The sequence below is a fragment of the Providencia sp. PROV033 genome, assembly GCF_028484855.1.
Lineage (GTDB): Bacteria > Pseudomonadota > Gammaproteobacteria > Enterobacterales > Enterobacteriaceae > Providencia > Providencia alcalifaciens.
Map to the genome: position 1 here is coordinate 1 of NZ_JAMPSW010000002.1, position 26,303 is coordinate 26,303.

Here is a 26,303-nt window from a genome sequence, read left to right on the forward strand (position 1 = left end):
GGTATTAATCTGCGTTTTTATTTTCTTTCCTAACCTGATTAGCATTAGGAAAGAAAAGTCATTATCGTACTTACGCTTTTTTCTCTTTGCTTAACCACTTGCTGATCCAGCGAGTTACATATGTGTAGGCAATAATAATAAAGGTAATAATAAAGATATCTTTATTCAGATCGGCGGTATTGAATCCAATGATCGAAATAAAAATAAATGGAGATAAAATCAGAAGTAGCAGGTCAAAAAAGATCTGTAAACGATTTTGACTCGCTACAATCCAACGCCAGAGAGTTTTCACTACATTCATATCTTTATCCTAAAACCATTCAAAACGAAAATGTATACGACCATTTATACACTATGTGTCTCTTTTATAACATAGCAATATGCGGTTTACCTCGATTGCCTAAAAATGACGCCTAGAACGATTATCTTTTAAAGATGACTCGATTTTAATCACAAAAAAACGCCTCGGATTAGGAGGCGTTTTTAAATAGGTATGCGTAGAAATTTAAGACTATGTTCGCTCTTGTTTCAGAGAGTGCGTTAGCGCTTCTTGGCGAATCTTCGCCGCTTCATGCGGTTTATGTAGCTTATCATAAGCGTCCGCTAACCAAGCTGCATCATAGGCATCGAAACGCTGTGCTAATGCAGCTTTAAAGTAGGTTTCTGCTTTTTCCCATTGGGCATGCTGTAGTGCAAGGATGCCCAATGTACTATTTAGTAATGGCGTTGCGCCAGACTGTTTTACAAGGCTTAGTAACGTTTTCTCAATAGCTTCTGGCTGATCACTGTGTAATTTTGGGATCAGGAGGAGTAAACGCTCATCATATTGCTGTTTTAATCCCTCAATAATCATTTTCTCTGCGCTACGGGCATCCCCACACTCGATTAAATGTTCAGCGAGGAATGATTGTAGAGGGACTTCATGGCGGACTTTACGAGGCTGGTTTTTCCACCACGTTTTTAGCCCATCACTTCCACCTTCAGCCATGCACTGGTTCATTAGCCCTTTGTAAGCTTTGAGTTTTAGGGCTTCAAGCTCATCTTCGCTATGTAACTGAACTTTCGCCATGATTGGCAGCAACTCGATTAATGCTTGGTATGCGCCAGTACCAAGGTAAGCTTGCTCTGCTAGGCGTAAAATTTCAGGGTGGCGTGGTGCTTGGTCGAGTAATTTATCGATGCCATTACGCGCAGCATGAATTTCACCTTCTGCTAGCTGAATTCGAACGCGGCTAATATCGACAGGGAGTTGGTCTTTTCCTGCGGCTTCGGCGGCTCTGTCTAAATATTGATGAGTACGGTAGCTATCACCACGTTGTTGCGCTGCTTCTGCTGCCATCAAGTAGTTAATGACGGGTTGCTGCGAGAAATCAGCATGTTTACTCATCAACTTCTCAACTTGTTCTAAATCCCCTTCCGCTAATTTGAGCAACGCTTTTTGGGTTTGGGTATGGGCTTTGTGGTATTTGTGACCCGTAAACCAACCCTTTGTCCGTGAGGTAGTACTCATAAAACGGCGGTAACACCAGCCTAAGAATAACAAGACAAATTGCAGCAAGATAAAGCACAACACAAGGCTAGTGACGCTGGTCGTAATATCGTAGCTATCGGTACGAATAAACACATAACCTTGGTGTCCAGCGAGCAGGGGACCCAAAATAATGCCAGCAATCAGAACGATAAACAGAACAAAGACTTTAATCATGATCACCCCTTATGCTCAGGGGCGTTTGCCGCATCCGTTACAGGAGCTTCGACGGCAACGTCCGGTTTGTTGGTTTGCGTATCCGCAGGAGCCGTTGCCTCTTGGGCGGCTTTGTCAGATTCTTTTACCGCCTCAAGCGCGGCATCTTCGGAAACACCAGTTGGTTCTGGATTTTGAGATAACAAATTACGTACTCGCGTTTGCATCACTTTTTCCAGCTTAGCTTGGCTTTCTAAGGCTTCTGGCATATCTGCGTCGATAGGTTGATTGATTAAATCATCCAGCTCAGTCAAAAATGCCTTAGTTGCTGGAGCATCCACGTCAAAATACGCCCGCACCCATGTTGAGGCTTGCTCAAGGGACTGTTTATAGGTCTCTTCTTGATAACGAGGTACTGCTTGTGCCGCAATAAGCAGTTGGGAACGGATATTCTCGCGTAGATAGATATCTTGATTCGGCGCTAACAGTGGGGCTTCAGAGCCATCACGAGCACGAACGGTGATGAAATCACTCGTGAAGCTTTTCCAGCTGCGCGCGAGGTTATCTTTCCAGTCAGCGATGTCCTCACTGACATCTGTTCCAGTTTCTTCTGGCGCATCACCATTATTTAAATCAGCAAGACGTAAGTTATCAACGTCATTACTTAACTGATTCAGGCGCAAAATAATACCGTCATAATCAATTTGATTGATAGCGGCTAAACGATTCATATCATTAGCGATGGCTTTACGGATATCGAGTAGGCTCGGATCATTCATTTCCGCCAGACTGGTATCCGCACTTTTTAAGAGGACCGCCGCTGTAACAGGGTCATGGTCATTCCATAATTTTCGACCTGCCATTTTCACCATAAAATCAGCTTGTGCGATCAGCCAGTTTTTTACATCAGAGCTGGAAAGTGCGGTGACATGGGCTTGTAATTCTTGCATGCGACGATTGAGTTGATCTTCGTAATCACGAGCATGGTTTTTCAGTTCGGTATTGGTGGCAATGAGCGCATCAACACGTTGTCTATCGGCATTTTGTTGCTCAACTAGCTCACTAACTTGCTGTTTCAGTTGATTGTTATCATGAACTAATTGCGCATTGCTTTGTTGAGTAAAGTAGTACATCCCGCCGCCCATGACGACGAGGATTGCGATAGCAATCGCACTGACTGCAAGACCAGAGCGTTTCTGCTTGGATGAAGGTGCAGGCTGGCGAGATTTTTGCTTCTCGGTGACCACTTCATCATTAACAGTATCGGTAATTTTGTCTTGTTCCGTCATAAATTAGCATCCCATATCGGTTGAAATTAATGCTTCAAGTAAAGCGTTATTCTCTGCGCTAGTTGCTACGCAGACTCGACGCCACCCACTTTGGTGGGCTTTTTCTGCAATTCGTTCGCTGACAACCAGTAGTCGGCGGGAATACCACCATTGTTTCATCTCTTCAGAGAGCAAATCATTAAGCAACGTTAACATTTCTCCACTGGTGATGACGATGTCAGTGATATCAGCGTTAAACCAAGTTTGGTTAAACTCAGTTTTATCATACGGCACAGGGCGTCTTGCGTAACATTCGCAGTAATCAACATTGGCACCTCGTGCGCGCAATGTTGAGGCAAGAAGCTCACGCCCACCATTTCCTCGCAGGAGTATGGCACATTTTCCGGTTAAATTTTGTAGGTCAGGGTGAGTGAGTAACACTTCGCTGGTTTCACCCGCTTCAGCCCAATGGATAGTCTGTCCCGTTAACCGTTGAAAATAGTGTCCTGTCGATTGTCCTATACCATAATAGGATAACTTATCTGACCAGTCTCGTCCTGCTTGTTGCAGCACTAAATTTGCATACCAGACGGCATTTTTGGACAAAAGAAAGACGAGATCGTTTTTCGATAATCCATCTAAGCGTGGGATTAACGTATTCAGTTCCGTGCCAGCTTCAATCGTAATCAGGGGGGCAGCATAAGCTTGTGCCCCTATTGCATTAATGGCTGTTATCAACGCTGAGCTTGATGGCTCAGGGCGAGTAACAAGGACCTTCATGCTGGTGCATTTCCTTTATAGACTTCAGCTAGAATTTCGCGTGCGCCTTTATTAAGCAGCTCTTCCGCGAGAGAAATACCGGCTTGGATTGCATCCGCAGGTGCGATTAAACGCTCACCACGGATGACTTGGCTACCATCTGGCGCTCCCACAAGGGCACGTAACCAGATTTTATCGCCTTGCCAGATGGCGTAACTGCCAATAGGGACTTGGCAACCCCCTTCGAGGCGCATATTCATTGCACGTTCCGCGAGAACGCAAATCGATGTTGCATCATGGTTCAATTTTGCCAATAAATCGCGAGTACGTTGATCATTTAAACGGCACTCAATGCCTACCGCGCCTTGTCCTACCGCAGGTAGAGATTGTTCTGGTTCCAACGCGGTTTTGATACGTTCATCGAGCTCTAAGCGTTTTAAACCAGCGACTGCAAGGATAATGGCATCATATTCGCCATTATCAAGCTTGGATAGGCGGGTACCCACGTTGCCGCGTAAGTCTCGGATAACGAGATCCGGGCGTAATTCTCTTAATTGGCATTGGCGACGTAAGCTGGATGTTCCGACGATGCTACCCGCAGGAAGCGCATCAATATTGGCATAATGGTTTGAAACAAATGCATCCCGTGGGTCTTCTCGCTCACAAATGGTGACTAAACCTAACCCTTCAGGAAATTCAACGGGGACGTCTTTCATGGAGTGAACGGCAATATCTGCACGCCCTTCGAGTAAAGCCAACTCTAACTCTTTGACGAATAATCCTTTTCCACCCACTTTTGCTAATGGGGTATCTAAAATGATGTCCCCTTTGGTGACCATTGGAACTAACTCTACCTGTAAACCTGGGTGGAGTTGCTCGAGTTTCGCTTTGACGAAATAAGCTTGCCATAGAGCGAGAGGGCTTTTACGCGTCGCGATGCGTACGATATTTGTTGATGTCATTTCACTGTTTTCTCAGGCGAATATTGCCGCAGATTAACCATACAATTGGCGTTAGTTTTAACATGTTAGCGGCAATTTTTCCAGCTGGTCGCAGAATGAACGATATTCAGTGAGTGTGCAGAGAGAGTGAATAATCTTACGTTCGCTTTTTTACATCTTTTTGGGGCAGAGAGTGAAGAAAAACGGGTAAAAAAAGGATCTACATAACAAAATTCTTTAGCTATTCGTGCTTTTTTTAAAATAAAATGGAGAGCGGATTAAGCGATTTTTGTTGAAGCGAGTAAGCGTAGAGCCGGACAGCACTAAGCTGGATTTAGATTATGGCTGCCTTTTTGTTAGACAATCGACGGTACTGATATTATTCCATTGAAAAACAAGGGATATTTCCGTGATGCAAAAATAAAAAGTCTTTTTATACAATATGTTGAAAAATAATTTGTACTAAAAATAGACGGGAAAAATTCTGTGATCTACTTTACCCTTTTGCTCCAAGGTGTTAAATTGATCACGTTTCCGACAATCCCTTTGAAAAGTAATTTAAGTTTTTCTCTATCTGTTGGGTGCTGGGAAAATTCCCCCAGGTTTGTCATTACATTCATTCAGTCAGGCGTAACCTTTGTACCTCTATATTGAAACTTTAAAGCAAAGACTTGATGCGATAAACCAACTGCGGTTGGAACGCGCGACGGCTTCTATGAGTGAAACCTTTTCGAAGGTTTACAACTTGTTGCCGGTTTTGTTTCATTATCATCATCCAATGATGCCAGGTTATATTGAAGGCAACGTCCCTCATGGTGTCTGTTTCTTTTCTCCCGATGCAGAACAACTCAAATGGTTACAACCTTTAGAACGTTTTTTACCCACCAAAAACCAAGCGAATGGTGAATTGCCAATTACGGGCATTTACTCGATGGGAAGTACGTCTTCAGTGGGCCAAAGTCACTGTTCAGATATTGACGTTTGGGTCTGTCATCCTTCTTGGTTAGATAACGAAGAGAAACGATTCCTACAGAAAAAATGCACATTAATCGAACAGTGGGCAGCTTCTCTGGGGATTGATGTCACGATTTTTTTAATTGATGAAAACCGTTTTCGCCATAATGCGAGTGGACATATCGGTGGTGAAGATTGCGGTTCTACTCAACATATTTTACTGCTGGATGAATTTTACCGTACTGCGGTAAGAATGGCCGGAAAACGCTTATTGTGGACGATGGTCCCTGTTGAGGAAGAGCAACACTATGACGAATATGTCATGGGACTCTATGCGCAAGGCGTTTTGACACCAAACGAATGGCTAGATTTAGGGGGTCTTGGTGAACTTTCAGCTGCGGAATACTTTGGCGCGAGCCTGTGGCAGCTGTATAAAAGTGTCGATTCTCCTTATAAAGCGGTATTAAAAAGCATTTTACTGGAATCCTATTCTTGGGATTATCCACACGGTAAATTATTAGCGTTGGAATTCAAACGTCATTTACATGCAGGTGAAATTGTCTGTTACGGGCTGGATTCATACTGTTTGATGTTGGAACGTGTTACTCGTTATTTGACTGAAATTAACGACTCAACACGTTTAGATTTAATTCGCCGCTGTTTCTATCTCAAAGTCTGTGAAAAACTGTCTGAAGATGAAGGTAATTCGTGTTCAGGTTGGCGTCGTGATGTGTTGTCTCAGTTAGTGGAATCGTGGGGATGGAGTTCAGAGCGTTTGGCATTATTGGATACGCGTAACCAATGGAAAATTGAGCGAGTACGTGAAGCGCATAATGAGCTGCTCGATACGATGATGCAAAGTTACCGTAATTTAATTCGGTTTGCGCGCCGTAATAATTTAAGTGTTAGTGCTAGCCCACAAGATATTGGGGTATTAACCCGTAAGTTATATGCAGCCTTTGAAGCGCTACCAGGGAAAGTGACTCTGGTTAACCCTCAGATTTCGCCAGACCTCAGTGAAGAGCATCTGACGTTTATTTATGTCCCTGAAGGTCGTGCAAATCGCAGTGGTTGGTACCTGTATAACCAAGCACCGCAAATTGACACCATTATTGGTCATCAACCTTTAGAATATAACCGCTATTTGAATAAGTTAGTGGCGTGGGCCTATTTTAATGGGTTACTGACTGAAAATACGCAAGTCCATATGCATCATGGCAAGTCCCAATGCGATGAGCGTAAGTTATTGGAATTAATACATGATGTATCGAACCATTTCCCAATAAGATTGCCAGCTCCAACCCCTAAAGCATTGTATAGCCCATGTGAAATCCGTCACTTAGCCATTATTGTTAACTTGGAGAAAGACCCGACTCAGGTTTACTCTGAGCAAGTGGTGCATGTGGATTTTAGAAAGCTAGATATTTTCAGCTTTGGTGAATCACAAAAATGCCTGATTAGCAGCATTGACCTGCTGTACCGTAATTCATGGAATGAGGTTCGTACTCTGCATTTCAGTGGTGAGCAGTGTATGTTAGAAGCGCTGAAAACCATCCTTGGCAAAATGCACCAAGACGCGGCGCCGCCAGAGGCAGTTGAAGTATTTTGTTATAGCGAACATTTACGCGGTCTTATTCGTACTCGTGTCCAACAGTTGGTATCAGAGTGTATTGAGCTGCGTTTATCCAGTAACCATAATGAGCCAGGGCGCTTTAAGGCTCTGCGTATCGCTGGGCAAACATGGGGTCTGTTCTTTGAACGTTTAAACGTTTCTGTGCAAAAGCTTGAAAATGCGGTTGAGTTCTATGGCGCTATCTCCCATAACAAATTGCATGGTTGGCCAGTAAAATTACAAGCGAAGGGGGATAATCATCTTCCTGCGGTTGTTGATGGCTACGCAAGTGAAGGTATTGTGCAGTTTTTCTTTGAAAATACTGACGACAACACTGGCTTTAATATTTACGTGTTGGATGAAGCCAATCGCGTGGAAATCTATTCTCACTGCGAAGGTTCAAAAGAAGAATTGGTGCGTGATGTGAGTAAATTTTACTCATCTTCCCATGACCGTTTTACTTACGGTGCGAACTTTATTAATTTCAATTTACCTCAGTTTTATCAAATTGTAGAAGAGGCAGGCAAAAAGCAAGTCATGGTCTTTTCTGATGCGACTTGGCCATTTACTGCAGACGAAGAAGATAATGATGATTACCCCTCTGCACCACCATTAAGCTCGCCTGAGCCGCTAAGCCTATCTAAACAGCACGCGTAATATGATTATTGGTTTTAATCGTGATAAACGACAGACAGAGTATATTATTGCCTCTGCCTGTGGTTTTAGAATGAGTGCGTGTTTAGAACGAAAAAGGGAAGTGGCTTTGGAAGGTAATTGCATTGCCTAACATAGACAGAAACTCTTGACCTGAGCGGTCACAAATCCATTTTCCATCTTTGTAATCATAATGATAGCCACCTTGTTTTGTCGCTAACCAGATCTGGTGGAACGCTTCTTGTTTGTTGATGATAATCTTACTGCCATCTTCAAAACTCAATGTCATGACGCCGCCATTAATTTCACTATCAATATCTGCATCGCCATCGTAATTATCTAAATGTTCTTCAATCGAACTAAGCAATTGCTCTGCCAACTGATGAAATTCGCTATCGTTCATGATGTATTTCCTGTTTATACTTTTATTTAGGCGAAATTATAGGGTTGAATGTGTTCAGGGGTCAAACGGCTCACATCTCAGATGTGAGATGCCATTTGAATTATTTAACGTATATAATATTAATATGTTTGATAAACAGGCGTGATTTGAAAAGCGACTCCTGTTACTGTGTGAAATATCAGATTGCAAAATTTAGTCTTACAGGCGAAACATAATGAAAAAAAGTTTATTTGGGCTTAGTGCACTCCTTGTTTTACTTACCCTTTCAGGCTGTGGCTTAAAAGGTCCGTTGTATTTTCCGCCTGAAGACAATGCAGCTGCGCCTGCTAAATCTGACGTGCAACCTAAAGCTCCAAGCAGCTCAAACAAAGAGCCTGCTGCGAATAAACAGTAAGCCTCTGCTATGGAACGTGAATTGCAGTTCTCAAAAATGCATGGTCTAGGCAATGATTTTATGGTGGTAGATGGCGTCACACAGAACGTCTATTTTTCACCAGAGCTGATCTGCCGCCTTGCAGATAGACATACTGGCGTTGGTTTTGATCAGCTTTTGCTGGTGGAAGCCCCTTATGACCCCGATCTTGATTTCCATTATCGTATTTTTAATGCGGATGGTAGCGAAGTGGCACAATGTGGCAATGGCGCACGGTGTTTTGCCCGCTTTGTGCGCTTAAAAGGACTGACGAACAAGCAAAAAATTAAAGTGAGCACTCAATCAGGGCGCATGACTCTTACCATTAATGAAAATGATGATGTTTGCGTGAATATGGGCGAGCCTGATTTCGAGCCACAAAACGTTCCATTTCGCGCCGTGAAAGCGGAAAAAACCTATATTATTCGAGCACAAGAACGTACAGTGTTTGCGGGGGTTGTTTCGATGGGAAATCCCCATTGTGTTGTACAAGTCGATAATGTACAGACCGCTGAAGTGGAAGTTTTAGGTCCTGCACTAGAAAGCCATGAGCGCTTCCCTGAACGTGCCAATATCGGGTTTATGGAGGTTGTCAGTGCGGATTACATTCGTCTGCGTGTTTATGAACGTGGTGCAGGGGAAACCCAAGCATGCGGGAGTGGGGCATGTGCGGCTGTGGCCGTCGGTGTTGGGCAGGGGTTGTTAGCGAACAGAGTTCGCGTGGATTTACCAGGCGGTTCTCTGGATATTAGTTGGGATGGTCCCGGATCGCCGTTATACATGACGGGACCTGCAACCCATGTCTATGATGGAGTGATCCAAATTTAATCTTGATTGAGTGCAAAGAGGGGAATAATGGATAAGCGTGAAACGGTGCCAGAGATTGCTCAGCGAATGGATGAGCAGGATGTGGTGCAATATTTAAAACAGAACCCTTATTTCTTTATTCGCAATGTATCTCTTGCTGAGCAAATCAAGGTTCCTCACGTTGTTCAGGAGGCTATTTCGCTTCCTGAGCTCGTGATGAGTCGTCAACGTCAAAAAATTAAAAATCTTGAACAGGATATTCGCTTCATGGTGGAACAGGCGCATGAAAATGGGCTGCTGTTCGATGAACTTCTGTATCTTGTGATTGAGATGTCTTCTGCAAACAGTTTGCGGGAGATGTTATTTTCATTAAACCGTTGGGCAAAAAAACTGGGTTTATCAGGCGCGTCAGTACGTCTGTTTAGTGACAGTTGGCGGTTATCCGCCCCATTAGATGCTCACGAATTAGTGCTTCCGCGTCGTATTTTCGAGCCTGTACGTATTCAGCGTTTTGGGGATCGCCTCAATTATCTTGGTCGTCTTAATGGTCCTGAACTTCAACTTTTACTGCCTGATGCACAAAATGTAGGTTCAGTGGCGATTTCACTGTTTGGTCATCATGGTGAGTCAGGTATGGTTATTTTTAGTAGCCGCGACCGTGAACACTATCAACATGGTATGGGAACAGTGATGCTGGAAAAAGTGGCTCAAATCCTACCGAGGTTATTATGTCAATGGATAGAGCGTCTGTAGACGTTCAGCCAGAAGGGCTGATGATCCAAGTCGAAGCCTTTCTTCGCTATCTGCGCGTCGAACGGCGGTTAAGTCCAGTGACTATCACCAATTATCGTCGTCAATTAAGTGTCGTGTGCCAAATTTTGGGTGAGCTAAAAGTCAATCAATGGCAAAAACTGGATATTACCTTAGGGCGCAGTATTGCGGCGAAAAGCCGTCGAACTGGCTTACAAGCCGCGAGTATGGCACTAAGGCTTTCAGCCCTTCGCAGTTTTTGTGATTGGATGGTGCAGCAAGGGGAGCTACCTGCAAATCCGGTGAAAACTCTCCATGCACCTAAAGCCAAAAAACGTCTGCCCAAAAATATGGATGTGGATGAAATCTCTCAATTATTGAATATGGACAGTGGTGACCCTCTCGTCGTGAGAGATAGGACGATGTTAGAAGTGATGTATGGCGCAGGATTACGTCTATCTGAGTTAGTTGGCTTAGATGTGAAGCATCTAGATCTCGATTTAGGCGAGGTTTGGGTGATGGGGAAAGGTAGCAAAGAACGTAAAATTCCCCTAGGAAAAACAGCGGTAAGCTGGTTAAAGCGCTGGCTTGAAATGCGTGAATTGTATGAGCCAGTTGATGGTGCGGTATTTATTTCGACGAAAAGTGGTAAACGTATCTCGAATCGTAATGTGCAAAAGCGATTCGAACAATGGGGAATCAAACAAGAGGTGAATAGCCATATCAATCCCCACAAATTACGCCACTCTTTTGCAACGCATATTCTCGAATCAAGTGGTAATTTACGCGGGGTCCAAGAGTTATTGGGTCATGCCAATCTCTCAACAACCCAAATTTATACCCACCTTGATTTCCAACATCTCGCAAATGTTTATGATGTGGCGCATCCGCGAGCGAAGAGGGAGAAATCTTAATGCACTTTTACCGTCCGTTATCACCCATCAAAGCGATGACGTTTGATTTGGATGATACGTTGTACGACAACCACCCAGTAATTGATAAAACCGAAGAGGAAGTTTTACGGTTTATCCGTGAATATGACCCGCGTTTTCATCATTTTACTAACGATGATATTTATGCATTTCGTTATTTAGTTGAAGAGCAAGAGCCCAATATTCGCCATGATATTACCCGTTGGCGCTGGTTATCGTCGAAAATGATGTTATGCCACTATGGTTACAGTAAAGAAGATGCTCTGAAAGGTGCGGATGAGATTATGTCGCACTTTACTTACTGGCGTAACCAAATCGATGTGCCGCAATCAACACATGAAACGTTAGCAAAATTAGCCGAAAAATTACCACTGGTAGCCATCACTAACGGTAATGCAGAACCACAAGAGTGTGGGTTAGGGCAATATTTCCAGTTTGTCTTAAAAGCAGGTCCTGATGGGCGCTCAAAACCGTATTGTGATATGTACCATCTAGCCTCTCAGCGCTTAAACATTGAGCCTAGCGCAATTTTACATATTGGGGATAACCTACTAACGGATGTGGAAGGGGCAATCAAAAGTGGAATGCAAGCTTGCTGGTTTAACGTGGACCATTCAACGTTGATGAACGAGAAGGAAGGGCATTTATTACCTCACGTAGAAATTTGTCGGTTGGATTCTCTTTTATCATTGGTATAATCCTTTCTCTGTATAAAAATACAGTGGTGTAAGCCACTGTTAAACTATTTCCAAATCCATCGGGTTTTGAAATGGCTTCTTGGGTTTATGAAAATAAACGAGGAAAATCATTTATTGATTTTCGCCTAATAACACAAAGAGTGAAAAAACCACATTTTACTCCCTCTTTGTCAGTAACCCCACAGTGGTGCAAATCACTGTTTTTGCTTTGATGGTAACTATGGACGTCTCATATCTGCTCGAAGGTCTTAATGACAAACAACGCGAAGCGGTTGCCGCCCCGCGAACTAATTTACTGGTACTCGCTGGGGCGGGGAGCGGTAAAACGCGTGTGTTGGTACATCGCATTGCTTGGCTAATGTCGGTGGAAAATGCGTCTCCGTTTTCGATTATGGCTGTGACGTTTACCAACAAAGCTGCCGCAGAAATGCGTCATCGTATTAATCAGTTAGTGGGAACCAGCGAAGGTGGAATGTGGATTGGTACTTTCCACGGTTTAGCACACCGCTTACTCCGTCAGCACTATTTAGATGCCAATTTGCCACAAGATTTTCAAATTCTAGACAGTGACGACCAATATCGTTTGATCCGCCGTCTACTTAAAGCTATGAATCTCGATGAGAAACAGTGGCCACCTCGCCAAGGTATGTGGTACATCAACGGTAAAAAAGATGAAGGGCTGCGTCCTCAGCATATTGAAAGTTATGGTAATCCAGTAGAGGCGACGTGGTTGAAGGTATACCAAGCCTATCAAGAAGCCTGTGATCGCGCTGGGCTGGTGGATTTTGCTGAATTATTGTTGCGTGCTCATGAGTTATGGCTGAACAAGCCTCATGTTCTCCAGCATTACCGTGAGCGTTTTACTAATATCTTGGTGGATGAATTCCAAGATACCAACAGCATTCAATATGCTTGGATTCGGGTATTAGCTGGCGATACAGGCAAAGTGATGATCGTGGGGGACGATGACCAATCAATTTATGGTTGGCGTGGTGCACAAGTTGAGAATATTCAGCGCTTCTTGAATGATTTTCCCGGCGCTGAAACTATCCGTCTTGAGCAAAATTACCGTTCAACCAATAATATTTTGAAATCAGCGAATACGCTCATCGCCAATAATAGTGACCGACTCGGTAAAAATTTGTGGACAGAGGGCGGCGATGGCGAACCTATTTCCCTTTATTGTGCCTTCAATGAGCTTGATGAAGCCCGCTATGTGGTTGGACGCATCAAGCAATGGCATGAAAACGGTGGTGCTTTACAAGATTGCGCGATCCTCTACCGGAGTAATGCCCAATCTCGTGTCATGGAAGAAGCCCTAATTCAAGGTGCGATGGCATACCGTATTTACGGCGGTCAGCGCTTCTTTGAACGCCAAGAAATTAAAGATGCGCTCTCTTACTTAAGATTGATCGCTAACCGTAATGATGACGCTTCTTTTGAGCGTGTGGTGAACACACCAACGCGAGGCATTGGTGAGAGAACATTGGATACAGTTCGTCAAACTGCTCGGGATCAGCAACTGACTTTATGGGAGAGTTGTGAGTACTTACTTCGCGAACAGGTATTGGGCGGCAGGGCTGCGAGTTCAATTGAACGTTTTCTTGAGTTAATCGAAGCATTAGCGAAAGAGACCCAAGAGATGCCATTACATGTTCAAGCCGACCGAGTGATCAATGATTCCGGTTTACGAGCAATGTATGAGCAAGAAAAGGGTGAGAAAGCCCAAGCTCGAATTGAAAACTTGGAAGAGTTAGTCAACGCGACACGTGACTTTAGCTATCAAGATGAAGACCAAGATTTAATGCCATTACAGGCATTTTTATCTCACGCTGCATTAGAGTCTGGTGAAGGACAGGCTGATGTCAACCAAGATGCCGTTCAATTGATGACATTGCACTCTGCTAAAGGGCTTGAATTTCCTGTGGTATTTATCGTAGGAATGGAGGAAGGCATGTTCCCAAGTCAAATGTCTATGGATGAAAGTGGTCGTCTTGAAGAAGAGCGTCGTCTGGCTTATGTAGGGATTACCCGTGCGATGGTAAAGCTGACGATTACCTATGCAGAAAGCCGTCGTTTATATGGTAAAGAAGTTTATCATCGTCCTTCTCGCTTCATTGGTGAGTTGCCAACAGAATGTGTGGAAGAGGTACGTTTAAGAGCAACAGTTTCTCGTCCTGTCAGTCATCAACGTCTTGGTACGCCAATCAGCCAGAATGATTCAGGTTATGCATTAGGGCAGCGAGTCAGACATGCGAAATTTGGCGAAGGCACCATCATTAACCTTGAGGGAAGTGGTGAGCATTGCCGATTACAAATTGCGTTTCAGGGACAAGGCATTAAATGGCTGGTAGCGTCTTATGCTCGATTAGAAATGTTGTAGGTCCAAATTAAATATAGCACCGCAAAGAATCGCGGTGCTCACTCAAAAATAAATCCCTAAAAATTATAATAAATTCTCTTTATTTTTATATTAAAAACATATAATTAAAATATTTGTTTTCTACGTTAAATTACTATAGTCTCCGATTGAATTTTAATTAATTAAAATAATCAATGGAGATTTATCATATGGAAATGGACAGATTTGTTAATTTAGATAAAAAATTAGATTTAGTTAGAGTGAAAATAAAAAGAAGTAAAGAATTATTGACTGAATTAAATGATAGAGCCAATGCAGCCATAGAGAATATGAATTCTGTGAGTGAAAAATTATTAATATCTGGAAGGCATGATGTTAATAAAATGCAACAAACCATGGATGCAGTTAAGAATAAAATAAATAATAGCTTGCGTGAGCAAGTGAATAAAGTAAGCCTAAACCATAATACTCTGTTGGAACAAGAATCCATTCTTACTGATTTGAAAAAAAATAATATATTTTATAGTCAAAATGAAATTGATTTTTATATTAAACAAGTTCAACAAGATTTAAAGAATAATGAAAGTTGGAATCAGCCAAAAAATAACTTTGAAAAAATAGACTTCACTAATCATGGCGGATTGAGAGGGATGATTTTCACGCCTATTGCTCATTTTAATAAAAAAAATGATGAACTTGCCAAAGTGCGCTATGAAATTGACGTTTTAGTTAAAGAGATAAATGAAGAACGTTTGAATATTGAGTTAGATGCGCTTAAGGCAATGAAAGATCCCGTAAAATTAGATATGCAACCTGCATTATTGGGTATGCTTGCGGAACAGCAATCCGGTTTTGAACCCACGAATGAAGGCTATTTTTCAGCAGAGAACCCAATCAATTCTATGCCTATAAATTCTATGAAAGCATCAATTCCTTTCTGTGACTGTGGCGGTGTTGGTCGAACAGCAATGTGCGCTTAATTTTAAATAGTTTTACAATTAGTGAACTAATTTCTCGCTGATGAGATAAGGGACTTAATCTTGTTTAAGTCCTTTTTTTGTTTCCAGTTTTTCTATGCTAATGATATAAAAGGAGTTGTTTATTTTACTCTCGCAATCATAATGTTTTAGCGATTCGCGTTGATAGGGTTATTGAATCATTAGGATTTGAGTTTTTAATTTTAAATTTTTCCACTAATAAAGTATAAAATCTTACCTAGTAACCACTCTTAAATTCATCATGTCAATTGATCAACTTATTGATTCACTTGCTTCACAAGGTTGGTATGTGTGGGACGATTTTCTGAATCTGTCAGAGATTCATACCATTAAAGATTGTATCCCCGATAAATTACAAGACGCTCGCATTGGGCATCGTGATTCATTGCAGGGTAATAAAAGTATTCGTGGCGACCAAACAATTTGGTTAGAACTCGAGATGGGAGATGCTGTTGCGCGTTATATGGATAAGATGGAGCACATCAGGCAAGCATTAAATCGTCAGCTTTATCTTGGTTTACGTGATTTTGAAACCCATTTTTGCCGCTATCCCAATGGTGGATTCTATAAAAAACATGTTGATAACCCGCGAGGGGTTGGACGTCGTAAAATCACAACGGTTTTATATATGAATGAGCGATGGCAGCCTCAAGATGGTGGAGAATTGGTTGTTTATGACCATGAAGATAATCATTTGTTTAAGTTAGAACCCGTTGCAGGGCGAATGATCTTTTTTATGTCAGAAAATTTTCCTCATGAAGTCTTACCCACAGAAAATAAGCGTGAAAGTATAGCGGGTTGGTTTTTAACTGAAAAAATACTTTAACGTTCTCCTTGTATGCCGCCCCCGTTAGGGGGCTGGTTGTTATATAATCATCATAATAATAAAACTAAACGTAGTATATAAACTATGATTTTGTCATTTTTCATATTTTAGATTATTTTAATTTTGATTTTTAATGAAAATCAGATGAGTTTATTTTCTATATTCAAAATATAAATAAAGGATGAATTATATAATGAGTTTAAATAATAAATTTAAGTCACAAATCGAGTTTAATTCGTTTAAGTTGAAATTTGAAGATTATAGTGCAAAGTTTGCGGTTTATGAAAAAGAGCTGGAAATAAATATTAATATTTTAAGAGAACATACAGGCAGAAGTTTAGATACGTTAACAACCCGGGAGATTAAACCCACCGATAAGTTCATATATCAGGAAAAGATGAATTTACATAATAATAAAGAAAAACTTTCAATTATTAAAAATAACATCGTGGAAATAGAAAAATATATTAATACTATTGGTGATGCAGACAACTTTGATAAAGTTATGGACAGTATTAATGCGCTAGAGCTGAGTTTGGCGTCATTTTCGAATACGGAATCCCCATTCCCTTCAGTAATCCCTTCAGATTCACCCTTTGTGCGCCATGCGGTAATATCGCTATATATCCAAAATCAATGGATCAATGGAGAATTCGCAACGTTAGAGGCGCAGCGTATTCGTTTTTCTAAGACGGTGGGCGCAGAGCTCGATGCGTTGAATGAACCTCAATTACCTGATTGCTTTGGTTCTTCACGTGCAACACGATTAGTTGAGCAGATCACCGCGATGGATTCTGCTGATAGCAGCTTTATGGGTAATAATACCATCAGCTCATTTGCCTCGACGTATCCTACTTGTGATATTTATCTTGGTTATCCTGTTTGTGCTTAATGCGTAATCATGGGGTGCCACGCAATAGTGTGGCGCCCCTGTTTTTAGTTCATTTGCTTAAATTCTTTGCCGGTGAAAATTAATGCCGCATTTCCTCGTTCAATCTGGTAGTGAGAAAGGTGGCGTTGTTTATCTAACGTGTTTAGCCGTTGAGATTGATATTCGCAAAGCTTCCAATGGATGAGCTCCTTGGCTAATTTTTTATTAGCATGTTGACTACGCTCCGATTGTACTTTGACACTAATTCCGGTTGCTACGTGTTTGGCACGAACGGCGGAACATGTTTTATTCACATGCTGCCCCCCTGGACCTTGAGATTGAGTAAATTCATATTCGATTTCACTGTTTTCTAAAGGTTGTATTGGTGTAAACATCATCACACTGACGAACCAGTTCTTGCGCTTATGGCGTGGTCTCAGCGGGCTTTGACATTGCCATTGAATCGTCCCACTCCAACGTTCTGCCATTTTTTCGGCATGTATACCGTCTAAAGCAATCAGCACTGATTTTAGCCCTTGCTTAGATGGGCATGACTCTAGTAATTCGGTATTCACCTTGAGTAAAGCAGCCTCTTTTACAAAACATGCAAATGCATTTTCTACTGCAATGCAACATTCTTCAGGACCTTGAGCAGAAGAAAACTGTAATAAGATCATTCGCAGTCTCCGCTGGTTTTATAGGTGATCACGGGGGTTACACGTGCGATGACTTGAATAATCCCCACATCAACCATACTGTCTATCACGGTATCAATTGATTTATAGGATTGTGGAGCCTCTTCATAAATCAATTGCTTATTGGCACAAATGACTCGGCTACCTAAGGATGTTCGAGACAATTGGAGTGGCGTGTAGCGGTGAGATAATCGCCCTTTACACTCAGTTCTCATCCATTTTCGACCAGCGCCATGCGCGAGGGAATTCAAGCTAATTTCATTAGCTACGGGTGCGACCAAATAGCTGTAATCACCTCGATAACCGGGAATAATCACCATACCACGATCAGCGGGGGTTGCGCCTTTGCGGTGTAACCAGCCATCTGTCTCATCAATACGACAAGGTTCTACAAGGTTATGATTCAAGTCCAAATATTGTTCGCCTGACGTTTTCACTTGTTGCATCATGCGTAGCCCGATTAACTGGCGATTGAGCTGCGCAAAATCCAATGCATCTTGATGAGCATTTAGGTAAGTTGCGGCCTCATCGGAATGTTCATCAAGCCCGTTGTGACTATGTTGTTCGACATGTTGGCGCAGAATAGACTGCCCTAAACCACGCGAGCCACTGTGTACTAACAAGAGTAATTTCTGTTTATCAAGACCGCTTTGCTCGAACAGCTCAGTGTTCAAAATCTTATCAACGGCTTGAAATTCTGCGAAATGATTACCACCACCAATCGAGCTAAGTGACGTCATAAAACGGTGGGATTTCATTTTGTCAGGCACATGCTCATCTAGCCATTCTTGGGAAGCGTGGTCAGTCATATCAGAAAGCTGCTTTTCTAGCTTATCTAAGTTAACTTTTGCTCGCTTAATATCTGTTTGGAATAGGCTCATTCCACAGCCAATATCATTGCCTACCAGTGCAGGGTAAAAGCGTTTTTCTGAGAAAAATGCGGCACCAATTGGATAACCTCGACCAGGATGTAAATCTGGCATACCAACGACGGCAAGCATGTTGGGTAAATTTGCTGTTGTTTGTAATTGTTGGATTGCTTTACTTTCAATCCATGTAGATTCTGTAGCGATGTAATTAACATGTTCGCTCACAGAATGAAGGGTATTGCCCATAAGCTATTGACTCATTTCTAAAGTGAAAAATAAGGTAATTAGCAGGCAAGTTTTGAGAAGATAGCTGGACTAACGTTTAAGATTATTTTTACGTTTAAGACTATTTCTGGGTCTGCCCGCAAAGAGTTTGATTAATTGTTGTCATGATGAACCTCCTTGCAGTGAATTGATTGAATGAATGAAAACGAGGCGGATATTAACGGGAACTTTTTTCTTTTGCAAGAGAGAAAAGAGGAAAAAAGTAAAATTAATCTTTATCCTAAAGTAATTAATAAATTAGAAATTAATTATTTTTATGATAAATAATAATCCAAAACGAAAATTGATATTTAATTACAGATTTGAATATTATTAAAATATTTCATTAAGATAAGCGTAAACAGGTATATTTTCGCTATTGTAACTTTGCTACTCTTTTGCTGGGTGCTTGATCTTGCTCAGTTCAAGCATTTATTTTTGGTCTGGGAAAGAAAAAGCCCCGTTAGTGATATTCACCAACGAGGCTGCACTCCCAACCACACAATCGGGAGTGTGCCTCTTAATAAAAGAGAGGTCAAGGAGAAATGACAAAGTACGCAATGATAGCTGTAGTTTCTATTTGCGTAACAATATTGGGTTGCTCATTTTTAATAAAGGATAGATTAAGCTATTTGCATATTGATAATGACAATACAGTCGTTCAGGTGAAATTGGATTACGAAATCAATTAATCACCGAGTGGGGAGAGAATTTTAATTAATTCAATTTAATGACAATGAATTCCCCACTCTTTCTTCTTTCTTATTACCGGTTGGGATATCAAGCACTCAAACTAAAGTGCCCCAATATAATTGGGGCACTTTTTACTATTTTAACTAATTAAAAAACTACGAAGCAATATGAACAGTTTTACCGCCAACAATAGTGCGCAAGACTTTCACATTTTCAATGTCATCAGCAGGTATTTTAAATACATTGCGATCTAACACGATCATGTCTGCAAATTTACCCACCTCAAGGGATCCGACAACATCTTCACGATGCTGTGCATAGGCGGAATCTATTGTTGCAGAACGCAAAACTTCAATCACAGTCATGTCCCGATCATTATCGAGTCTTGGCGCGGGTTGACCATTAATATCGCGTCCACGACGTGTGGCTGCGACTTTCAAATCATACCATTCGTCAAAATCATCGATTGGCCAGTCACTACCAAAAGCAACCACGGCACCTGCATCAATAAACTTAGCAATAGGCTCTAGTTGCTGGAAGCGGGTTTCACCGAGCATGTTTTTCTCGAATGCAGCCAGCTCAGGTGTTGGAGCAGCCCACTGGAATGATAAGCAGGCGATAGTATTTAGACGTGCAAAACGTGCATAGTCTTTAGCGTCGACCAGCTCATTATGAGCGAGTCCTGGGCGAATATCTTTTTCAGGATGTGCAGCTCGCATTTTTTCAATCGCATCTAACACGATAGAAACGGCACCTTCTCCTACAGTATGTAAGTGAGGATCGTAACCTGCCGCAGCGATTTTTTCGAGCAGTTCATTGAGGATCTCAGCGGTAAAATAGAGGTCACCGTAGTTATCGGTTTCAACCCAATTAGGGGCGCTATCGGTGCCTTTATTCACACGATATGGCTGTAGCAATGATGCGGTCATGGTTGGATATTGCAGCACGCCATCCACAAACATTTTGATGTTACGTAATCCGATGCCAGGTGCTGGCGTCCATTCGGCTTGGTGCCATTTTTTGGCGAAAGCAACAGCTTTATCAACCGCAGCGGCAACCGCAGCAACATTTGGCGTATCATCAGGCGTGATTTCTCGCGCAGCTTGGAAACGTAATGTCAGTTCGCCACGTTGTTGAAGTTGGTGGAATGCATCTAATTGCTGCTCAGAAACACGGGCATCCATCACCATCGTGACACCTTGTTGGTTCAATACTTTTTGAACTAACTCAGCGACTTCTACTGCTTGTTCATCGCGGATCGATGGGATGCTATCGGCAGCACGCATGGCTGGAGCATCTTCGAGAATACCATTGAGTTCACCATTCTCGTACTTACCAATTTTGCCATCTGGCGGCTCAGGGGTGTCTTTAGTGATCCCAAATAATTCGAGCGCTCGGCTATTGGCTAATAGCGTATGGCAGTCATTGGAGAACAGGACTACAGGGCGTTTGGTATTGAGTTTATCCATATCTTCACGATACATATCAATACCCGCAGGTAACATGCCTTGACGTAACCACGCAGTGACTTTTAGCCAGTCATTTTCTCCCGTGCGCGGGTCTTTATCGAGGTGGCTTTGCACGCGTTGTAAAATTTGCTCGATAGTCAGGGATTCATAGTTCAGATGGCAGCCAAAAAGCTGAATGCCTCCCCAAAATGGGTGCATATGTCCATCGATGATCCCTGGCATCATCATTTTGCCTTCAAGATCGATGCTCTCTGTTTCTGGACCTACATATTGATGCAATTCATTTGAAGTCCCTGTTCCAAGAATATAACCATCTTTCAAGGCGATAGCGTCAACAACGCTATCTTGACTGTCTGCGGTATAGATATAACCGTTGAAATAAATAACATCAGCAATTTTATTATTCATCGTAAACCGTCTGTATCAGGGGCTCCTAAGGAGCCAGAACCAAAAAAATAATGGGGAAGATAGACTTCCCCATACAGACTGCTGACAAACCGGCTAGGTTTGGTGGCAGGTTGAATAGGTTTTGAAAATAATTAGGAAAATCAATTCATTGATTTTCGGCTGATAACACAAAGCAGGAAAAACGACGTTTTTATCCTGCTTTGTCAACAACCTCAATGGGGAAGATAAGCTTCCCCATAATCAACGAAAGGTACTGGGAAAATTAATTGATAATCATCTCAGTCTCGGCATCGGATATAGCAGGCGGACGACGAGTAAAACCATGGGTTAATAAAGTGAGATAACCTGCACCTGCGGCTAACCAACATAAACCCACTGTAAAGGCTTCTGCATCTAGGCTTGTCCATAACCACAAGGTTAAAACAACCCCAATCGATGGCATAATCAAACACGTGAGCAGTTTGGTATTATCCAAGGAAGCTTTACGGTCAATATAGAAATGTTTAATGACCGATAAATTCACGAAGGTAAAGGCGATCAGTGCACCGAAGCTTATCATGGAGGCAACCATGCTAAGAGATAGCACAAGAGACAGCAGCGAAGCTACCGCCACAAAAATAATGGAATATACCGGTGTATTCAGGCGTGGATGTAAATAGGCAAAGATAGAACGCGGTAGCACACCTTCACGACCCATAGCATAGAAAATACGCACAATACTGGCTTGAGATGTCATTGCGGAAGCAAATACACCAATAACATAAGCGGTAATAAAGCTTGATGCCATTAAGGATGCGCCGATCCACTTCATTTTATCGCCCACTTGTTGCATCACTGCAATACTGGCAACATCGGTGTTCGGGATAAAGTCTTGCCATACCGGGTACATTAAGTGTGCGCCGTAAGAGATAGCAATGAACATCGCTCCCGCGATAAATACGGTATATAAAATGGCTTTTGGTAAAGCACGACGAGCATCTTTAGTCTCTTCTGCCATCGTCGAAATAGCATCAAAGCCTAAGAAGGCTAAGCACAGTACCGCAGCACCGGCGAAGAGCCCTGATACTTGTGATGACATCACCGTTAATGGCGCCATTAGTGCTTCGACATCTAAAACATAGGCATTTTGGAAGCAGATGTATAAGAAGATGGCGATAAACACAAATTGCATCAGAATAATCAGCATATTTATCCAAGATACCAGTTTGATACCCAGAATGTTCATGATGCTAACAATCGCGATGGTTGAGCAGATTATCACTGGCATTGGGATATTGGGGAGTGCTTCGTGGACAAAGATCCCAATGGCAATGTAGTTAATAATCGGAAGAAATAGATAATCCAGTAGTTGTGCCCAACCAACAAGAAATCCAAGAGTGCCGCCAAAGGTTTTTTGCACATATGAATAGGCAGACCCAGAAAGTGGGAGTGCGCTGGTCATGCGGCAATAGCTCATGGCTGTAAAGAAGACAGCAGCAAGTGTAATTAAATAAGCGATAGGCAGGTGGCCTTCACTTAATACAGTAACTTGTCCATAGGTGGTAAAAATCCCGAGCGGTACCATATAGGCAAGCCCGAAAAACACTAACGCAGGGGTGGTCAGTACACGTTTCATTTGAACGGTATTCTGTTGCATTTTGAAGCCCTTCCCAAAAGCCCTTAACAACGTTAACTCTGTCTGAATACACAGGCCGAGTGAACCTAAAAATGCAGCCATATAACTTCAGCTATAGCACTACATGTCTTGTTTTTTACATACGCTAATTATTGAATTAGGTATGTGGTAGACGCTTTGTATTCAATTTCAGAAAACCTCGCACCAGGACAGAATATAAAATCACTGTCATCGTGCGCACTTTAATGAAACGTCAGTAATGAATCGGACCATTACCATCCGCTGGGGTGAATACAAGCGGCGTACAATATAATTATCAAGCTCCTATTAAGCAATCATTTATTTCAATAAATAAATATACTGTTTTATTTCAACGAGTTGATGTTTGAAAGGTAAATAAATAACGTAGAATTTAATGTAAGTTAAATATGAATCATTTTTTATCTAAAATCAAGTGATATAAAATATTTGTAATTTATTGAAATAAAAGAATAAAACAGGTTTGCTTTAAAGATGTTGAAAACGGGATAAAAATGATAAAAAGTTAAATTGAATTTTAATAAAAATCACTTATTTATATAAAATAATTTAACCTTTCTAGTTCCATTAAATGAAACCTATATAAACAAAATAATATAATTAGCGTGTTAGCACTAATTTAAGTCCGATATTATGGGCACGAATGCCCATAATAGGAAAAACTAAATGTTATTTTCTTCTAAGCTTCTGCTGTGTATATAACGCATCTAAAGTAAATAAAATTAATGCAACCCAGATAAAGCCAAATGTGATGAGCAGTTCTTGGGTCATCACTTCACCATACATAAAGACGGCCAGTAAGAACATAATGCTTGGACCTAAATATTGGAAAAAGCCCAATGTTGATAGCCTTAAATGATTGGCAGCTTCAGTAAATAGCAACAATGGAACAGTGGTGATAATCCCTGCGGCAATTAAGAGGATATTTAAATGCCAACTGTTCATCGTCATGTCACTTGTCGGACTATCTGCAAAGAACAATAAGAAAATGATACCAACAGGTAGTAACCATAAGGTTTCAAATGTCATGCCTGTTTGGGCATCAACCCCCAATTTTTTGCGTAATAATCCGTAGGTTGCAAATGTCACCGCAAGACTTAACCCAATGATAGGCACAGAGCCAAACTGCCATAGCTGAATTAACACGCCCGTCAATGCTAGTCCAACCGCGACCCATTGCATTCTACGAAAACGTTCATGCAAAAATAACATACCAAACAGTACGTTAACCAGAGGGTTGATAAAGTATCCTAAGCTGGCTTGTAGCATATGCCCATTATTTACTGCCCAGATATAAATCAACCAGTTAGACGCAATTGTTACCGCAGTGACACCTAAGACTAAGATTTTTTTAGGTTGTTTTAATACTTGGCGGAAATAACTCCAATGGCGTGAAATAGTGAGCAGTAGCAGCATAAAGAAAAATGACCAAATAATCCGGTGAGTCAAAATTTCTTCGGCTGGAACTTCTTTAATAGATTTAAAATAAATGGGAGCAACACCCCAAATAAAATAAGCGCCTAAGGCACATAACACGCCTTTGGTAGTATTTTGTTGGCTCATGAATAGCTCTGAAATTGATATAAAGTCAAACTGAGAGATCGAAACCAAGAAAGCGGATGGTTCGATGTGTGATGCCATAAATGTGACATTGCTCAGGTTTTTTTACAAGCTATTAGTTAATGATGTTATTAATTATTTATTGGGATGTTTCATCCGATTAAATAAGTCGCCGTTGCCGTCGCAATATGTTGGTTTTTTTCATTGTGCAATTCACTGCGAGTGACTGCTATTTTATTGCCATCACGGAGTAAGCTGGCGCTCGCAATAAATACATCACCACGACCAGGACGTAAGTAGTCAACGCGTAAGTCGATAGTGCCCATCTTTGACATCTTATCTGCAATATCTTGATATGTGAGAGTGTCAATGCGTTGTAGGATCCGATTGATACAGACCATGCCTCCTGCCACATCTAACAGGGATGCAATAACACCGCCATGCAGAATATTTTGGGTAAAATTTCCAATAAGTTCAGGGCGATTTTTTACGGACAATTGAACTAAGTCATCCGTCATTTGCAAAAGCTCAATCCCAAGCAGTTGATTAAATGGCATTTTGTAGATAAAAGCATCACTCATAAATTTACTGGCTTCTTCGAAGGTATAGATGCGCTCATTCATTTTAGGATCCTTGTCTATGATGTTAATCATAAGTTAACATTATGTATGTGCTAATATCTAGAAAACAAATGAATAATCTTTCAACGGTTAATCATGTTTCGGTGTAAAATGAGACAAATTTTTTTTCACTGCTGTTGAAATAGGAATGGCAAATGCGCGCTTTACAAATGTTGTTGAGTTCTGTGCTCTGTTTCTGGTCTGTTTCACTCTTTGCATCTGATAATACCGAAGAACCGGCACAGCAGGATGCAGCAAATCATACCCCCGTTCGCGGAAGTATTATTTCTGGGTTACTGCAAAATTACGATAACCCCTTTGTTTTATATCCTTACGAACCTAACTACATCATTTATACCTATACTTCGTCGATGAATAAAAAAGCCATCGCGAGCTATGATTGGGGGAATGATGCGCTTAACGATGAAGTGAAATTCCAATTGAGTTTGGCATTTCCAATTTGGCGTGGCATCGCAGGGGAAAACTCAGTGCTCGCCGCCTCTTATACTCAGCGTTCTTGGTGGCAACTAAGTAACAAGAAAGAATCTTCACCATTTCGTGAAACCAACTATCAACCCCAAATTTTTGTGGGCTGGGCGCTAGATAACCAATTTGCTGGCTGGACGTTACGTGAGTTTGAAACAGGTTTTAACCACGAGTCGAACGGTCGTTCAGACCCTACATCTCGTAGCTGGAATCGAGTTTATGCCCGAGCGATGGCACAAAAAGGGGATTGGCAAGTTGAGTTAAAACCGTGGTACCGCATTCCTGAAAGCGAAAGCAGTGATGACAACCCAGATATCAATAAATACCTTGGTTATTATCGCGTCAAAGTGGGCTATGACCTTGGCGAAAGTGTAATTTCGGTAGCAGGACACTATAACTGGAACTCTGGTTATGGCAATGCAGAGTTGGGATGGAGCTACCCGATGACGAAACATGTGCGCCTTTATACCCAACTGTTTAGTGGTTATGGTGAGTCGATGATAGACTATAACTACCGTCAAACGCGTTTTGGTATCGGTGTTATGCTGAACGATATCATGTGATCTGGGCAGACATTCCGGTCAATTCAAGGTAATATCTTGCCAATAGCTGCTCTTTTCGGGCAGCTATTTGTTTCAACCTCTAGAGGAAATT

23 protein-coding genes are annotated in these 26,303 nt (G+C 41.7%); 11 read left to right on the forward strand and 12 right to left on the reverse strand.

The window, feature by feature from the left end:
- Window positions 1-70: 70 nt before the first annotated feature.
- The 5 genes from PSF16_RS00555 to hemC all read right to left on the reverse strand — a co-directional run bounded on the left by PSF16_RS00555 (window position 71) and on the right by hemC (window position 4,673).
- Window positions 71-301 carry a DUF4014 domain-containing protein gene (locus tag PSF16_RS00555; protein ID WP_006658197.1) on the reverse strand — a complete coding sequence of 77 codons (231 nt, stop codon included), beginning with the start codon at window positions 299-301 and terminating at the stop codon, window positions 71-73.
- Between the two features lie 210 nt (window positions 302-511).
- Window positions 512-1,705 carry a protoheme IX biogenesis protein HemY gene (gene hemY, locus PSF16_RS00560; RefSeq protein WP_006662360.1) on the reverse strand — a complete coding sequence of 398 codons (1,194 nt, stop codon included), beginning with the start codon at window positions 1,703-1,705 and terminating at the stop codon, window positions 512-514.
- 2 nt (window positions 1,706-1,707) lie between these two features.
- The gene (gene hemX / locus PSF16_RS00565) at window positions 1,708-2,973 is read right to left on the reverse strand and encodes a uroporphyrinogen-III C-methyltransferase (protein ID WP_006662361.1); all 1,266 of its coding nucleotides are present in this window, start codon (window positions 2,971-2,973) and stop codon (window positions 1,708-1,710) included.
- Between the two features lie 3 nt (window positions 2,974-2,976).
- Entirely contained in the window at window positions 2,977-3,732 is a 756-nt protein-coding gene (locus tag PSF16_RS00570; RefSeq protein WP_154601410.1) for a uroporphyrinogen-III synthase, read from the reverse strand.
- Window positions 3,729-4,673, reverse strand: coding sequence for a hydroxymethylbilane synthase (gene hemC, locus PSF16_RS00575; protein ID WP_006662362.1), 945 nt, complete (start codon window positions 4,671-4,673; stop codon window positions 3,729-3,731). The genes PSF16_RS00570 and hemC overlap by 4 nt, the downstream gene beginning before the upstream one ends.
- 616 nt (window positions 4,674-5,289) lie before the next feature.
- Between hemC and PSF16_RS00580 the strand changes: the two genes are divergently transcribed.
- Window positions 5,290-7,875 (forward strand): class I adenylate cyclase, encoded by a 2,586-nt coding sequence (locus tag PSF16_RS00580; protein ID WP_272688611.1) that lies wholly within the window; start codon window positions 5,290-5,292, stop codon window positions 7,873-7,875.
- 82 nt (window positions 7,876-7,957) lie between these two features.
- Here PSF16_RS00580 and cyaY read toward each other — a convergent pair whose 3' ends face one another.
- A complete protein-coding gene (gene cyaY / locus PSF16_RS00585; protein ID WP_006658190.1) occupies window positions 7,958-8,275 on the reverse strand; it encodes an iron donor protein CyaY in 318 nt (105 codons plus the stop codon).
- A 214-nt stretch (window positions 8,276-8,489) separates the two neighbouring features.
- Here cyaY and lptM point away from each other — a divergent pair, with 214 nt between their 5' ends.
- The 9 genes from lptM to PSF16_RS00630 all read left to right on the forward strand — a co-directional run bounded on the left by lptM (window position 8,490) and on the right by PSF16_RS00630 (window position 16,952).
- The gene (gene lptM, locus PSF16_RS00590) at window positions 8,490-8,669 is read left to right on the forward strand and encodes an LPS translocon maturation chaperone LptM (RefSeq protein ID WP_006658189.1); all 180 of its coding nucleotides are present in this window, start codon (window positions 8,490-8,492) and stop codon (window positions 8,667-8,669) included.
- 21 nt (window positions 8,670-8,690) lie between these two features.
- Window positions 8,691-9,515: a diaminopimelate epimerase gene (gene dapF / locus PSF16_RS00595; protein ID WP_006662364.1), complete on the forward strand. Its 825-nt coding sequence runs from the start codon at window positions 8,691-8,693 to the stop codon at window positions 9,513-9,515.
- Between the two features lie 27 nt (window positions 9,516-9,542).
- The gene (locus PSF16_RS00600; RefSeq protein WP_006658187.1) at window positions 9,543-10,247 is read left to right on the forward strand and encodes a DUF484 family protein; all 705 of its coding nucleotides are present in this window, start codon (window positions 9,543-9,545) and stop codon (window positions 10,245-10,247) included.
- Window positions 10,229-11,158: a tyrosine recombinase XerC gene (gene xerC, locus PSF16_RS00605; RefSeq protein WP_154632574.1), complete on the forward strand. Its 930-nt coding sequence runs from the start codon at window positions 10,229-10,231 to the stop codon at window positions 11,156-11,158. The genes PSF16_RS00600 and xerC overlap by 19 nt, the downstream gene beginning before the upstream one ends.
- Window positions 11,158-11,874, forward strand: a complete 717-nt coding sequence (gene yigB / locus PSF16_RS00610; protein ID WP_006658185.1) for a 5-amino-6-(5-phospho-D-ribitylamino)uracil phosphatase YigB — start codon at window positions 11,158-11,160, stop codon at window positions 11,872-11,874. The genes xerC and yigB overlap by 1 nt, the downstream gene beginning before the upstream one ends.
- Window positions 11,875-12,094: 220 nt before the next feature.
- Window positions 12,095-14,257, forward strand: a complete 2,163-nt coding sequence (uvrD, locus tag PSF16_RS00615) for a DNA helicase II (RefSeq protein WP_006662365.1) — start codon at window positions 12,095-12,097, stop codon at window positions 14,255-14,257.
- 188 nt (window positions 14,258-14,445) lie between these two features.
- Entirely contained in the window at window positions 14,446-15,216 is a 771-nt protein-coding gene (locus PSF16_RS00620; protein ID WP_272688612.1) for a hypothetical protein, read from the forward strand.
- Between the two features lie 259 nt (window positions 15,217-15,475).
- Entirely contained in the window at window positions 15,476-16,060 is a 585-nt protein-coding gene (locus PSF16_RS00625) for a 2OG-Fe(II) oxygenase (protein WP_154636301.1), read from the forward strand.
- Between the two features lie 193 nt (window positions 16,061-16,253).
- Window positions 16,254-16,952 carry a hypothetical protein gene (locus PSF16_RS00630; protein ID WP_272688613.1) on the forward strand — a complete coding sequence of 233 codons (699 nt, stop codon included), beginning with the start codon at window positions 16,254-16,256 and terminating at the stop codon, window positions 16,950-16,952.
- A 44-nt stretch (window positions 16,953-16,996) separates the two neighbouring features.
- On the opposite strand, the gene prfH is transcribed toward PSF16_RS00630, so the two are convergent.
- The 6 genes from prfH to PSF16_RS00665 all read right to left on the reverse strand — a co-directional run bounded on the left by prfH (window position 16,997) and on the right by PSF16_RS00665 (window position 25,166).
- Complete coding sequence (gene prfH, locus PSF16_RS00635) at window positions 16,997-17,608, reverse strand: peptide chain release factor H (RefSeq protein ID WP_272688614.1); 612 nt, start codon at window positions 17,606-17,608, stop codon at window positions 16,997-16,999.
- Window positions 17,605-18,741: an RNA ligase RtcB family protein gene (locus PSF16_RS00640; RefSeq protein WP_272688615.1), complete on the reverse strand. Its 1,137-nt coding sequence runs from the start codon at window positions 18,739-18,741 to the stop codon at window positions 17,605-17,607. Before PSF16_RS00640 ends, prfH begins: the two co-directional genes overlap by 4 nt.
- An 866-nt stretch (window positions 18,742-19,607) precedes the next feature.
- Window positions 19,608-21,329: an amidohydrolase gene (locus PSF16_RS00650; protein ID WP_006662371.1), complete on the reverse strand. Its 1,722-nt coding sequence runs from the start codon at window positions 21,327-21,329 to the stop codon at window positions 19,608-19,610.
- A 262-nt stretch (window positions 21,330-21,591) separates the two neighbouring features.
- A complete protein-coding gene (locus PSF16_RS00655; protein ID WP_272688616.1) occupies window positions 21,592-22,965 on the reverse strand; it encodes an APC family permease in 1,374 nt (457 codons plus the stop codon).
- Between the two features lie 687 nt (window positions 22,966-23,652).
- Window positions 23,653-24,546, reverse strand: a complete 894-nt coding sequence (gene rarD / locus PSF16_RS00660; protein WP_112860783.1) for an EamA family transporter RarD — start codon at window positions 24,544-24,546, stop codon at window positions 23,653-23,655.
- A gap of 149 nt (window positions 24,547-24,695) precedes the next feature.
- Window positions 24,696-25,166, reverse strand: a complete 471-nt coding sequence (locus tag PSF16_RS00665) for a thioesterase family protein (protein WP_272688617.1) — start codon at window positions 25,164-25,166, stop codon at window positions 24,696-24,698.
- A 152-nt stretch (window positions 25,167-25,318) separates the two neighbouring features.
- Between PSF16_RS00665 and pldA the strand changes: the two genes are divergently transcribed.
- Window positions 25,319-26,212 (forward strand): phospholipase A, encoded by an 894-nt coding sequence (pldA, locus tag PSF16_RS00670; RefSeq protein WP_006662375.1) that lies wholly within the window; start codon window positions 25,319-25,321, stop codon window positions 26,210-26,212.
- Window positions 26,213-26,303: the final 91 nt, after the last annotated feature.

Coding starts and splice junctions, on each gene's coding strand:
- PSF16_RS00555 (WP_006658197.1), bottom strand. CDS start 301: ATGAATGTAGTGAAAACTCTCTGGCGTTGGATTGTAGCGAGTCAAAAT.
- hemY (WP_006662360.1), bottom strand. CDS start 1,705: ATGATTAAAGTCTTTGTTCTGTTTATCGTTCTGATTGCTGGCATTATT.
- hemX (WP_006662361.1), bottom strand. CDS start 2,973: ATGACGGAACAAGACAAAATTACCGATACTGTTAATGATGAAGTGGTC.
- PSF16_RS00570 (WP_154601410.1), bottom strand. CDS start 3,732: ATGAAGGTCCTTGTTACTCGCCCTGAGCCATCAAGCTCAGCGTTGATA.
- hemC (WP_006662362.1), bottom strand. CDS start 4,673: ATGACATCAACAAATATCGTACGCATCGCGACGCGTAAAAGCCCTCTC.
- cyaY (WP_006658190.1), bottom strand. CDS start 8,275: ATGAACGATAGCGAATTTCATCAGTTGGCAGAGCAATTGCTTAGTTCG.
- lptM (WP_006658189.1), top strand. CDS start 8,490: ATGAAAAAAAGTTTATTTGGGCTTAGTGCACTCCTTGTTTTACTTACC.
- PSF16_RS00600 (WP_006658187.1), top strand. CDS start 9,543: ATGGATAAGCGTGAAACGGTGCCAGAGATTGCTCAGCGAATGGATGAG.
- xerC (WP_154632574.1), top strand. CDS start 10,229: ATGGATAGAGCGTCTGTAGACGTTCAGCCAGAAGGGCTGATGATCCAA.
- yigB (WP_006658185.1), top strand. CDS start 11,158: ATGCACTTTTACCGTCCGTTATCACCCATCAAAGCGATGACGTTTGAT.
- uvrD (WP_006662365.1), top strand. CDS start 12,095: ATGGACGTCTCATATCTGCTCGAAGGTCTTAATGACAAACAACGCGAA.
- PSF16_RS00620 (WP_272688612.1), top strand. CDS start 14,446: ATGGAAATGGACAGATTTGTTAATTTAGATAAAAAATTAGATTTAGTT.
- PSF16_RS00625 (WP_154636301.1), top strand. CDS start 15,476: ATGTCAATTGATCAACTTATTGATTCACTTGCTTCACAAGGTTGGTAT.
- PSF16_RS00630 (WP_272688613.1), top strand. CDS start 16,254: ATGAGTTTAAATAATAAATTTAAGTCACAAATCGAGTTTAATTCGTTT.
- prfH (WP_272688614.1), bottom strand. CDS start 17,608: ATGATCTTATTACAGTTTTCTTCTGCTCAAGGTCCTGAAGAATGTTGC.
- PSF16_RS00640 (WP_272688615.1), bottom strand. CDS start 18,741: ATGGGCAATACCCTTCATTCTGTGAGCGAACATGTTAATTACATCGCT.
- PSF16_RS00650 (WP_006662371.1), bottom strand. CDS start 21,329: ATGAATAATAAAATTGCTGATGTTATTTATTTCAACGGTTATATCTAT.
- PSF16_RS00655 (WP_272688616.1), bottom strand. CDS start 22,965: ATGCAACAGAATACCGTTCAAATGAAACGTGTACTGACCACCCCTGCG.
- rarD (WP_112860783.1), bottom strand. CDS start 24,546: ATGAGCCAACAAAATACTACCAAAGGCGTGTTATGTGCCTTAGGCGCT.
- PSF16_RS00665 (WP_272688617.1), bottom strand. CDS start 25,166: ATGAATGAGCGCATCTATACCTTCGAAGAAGCCAGTAAATTTATGAGT.
- pldA (WP_006662375.1), top strand. CDS start 25,319: ATGCGCGCTTTACAAATGTTGTTGAGTTCTGTGCTCTGTTTCTGGTCT.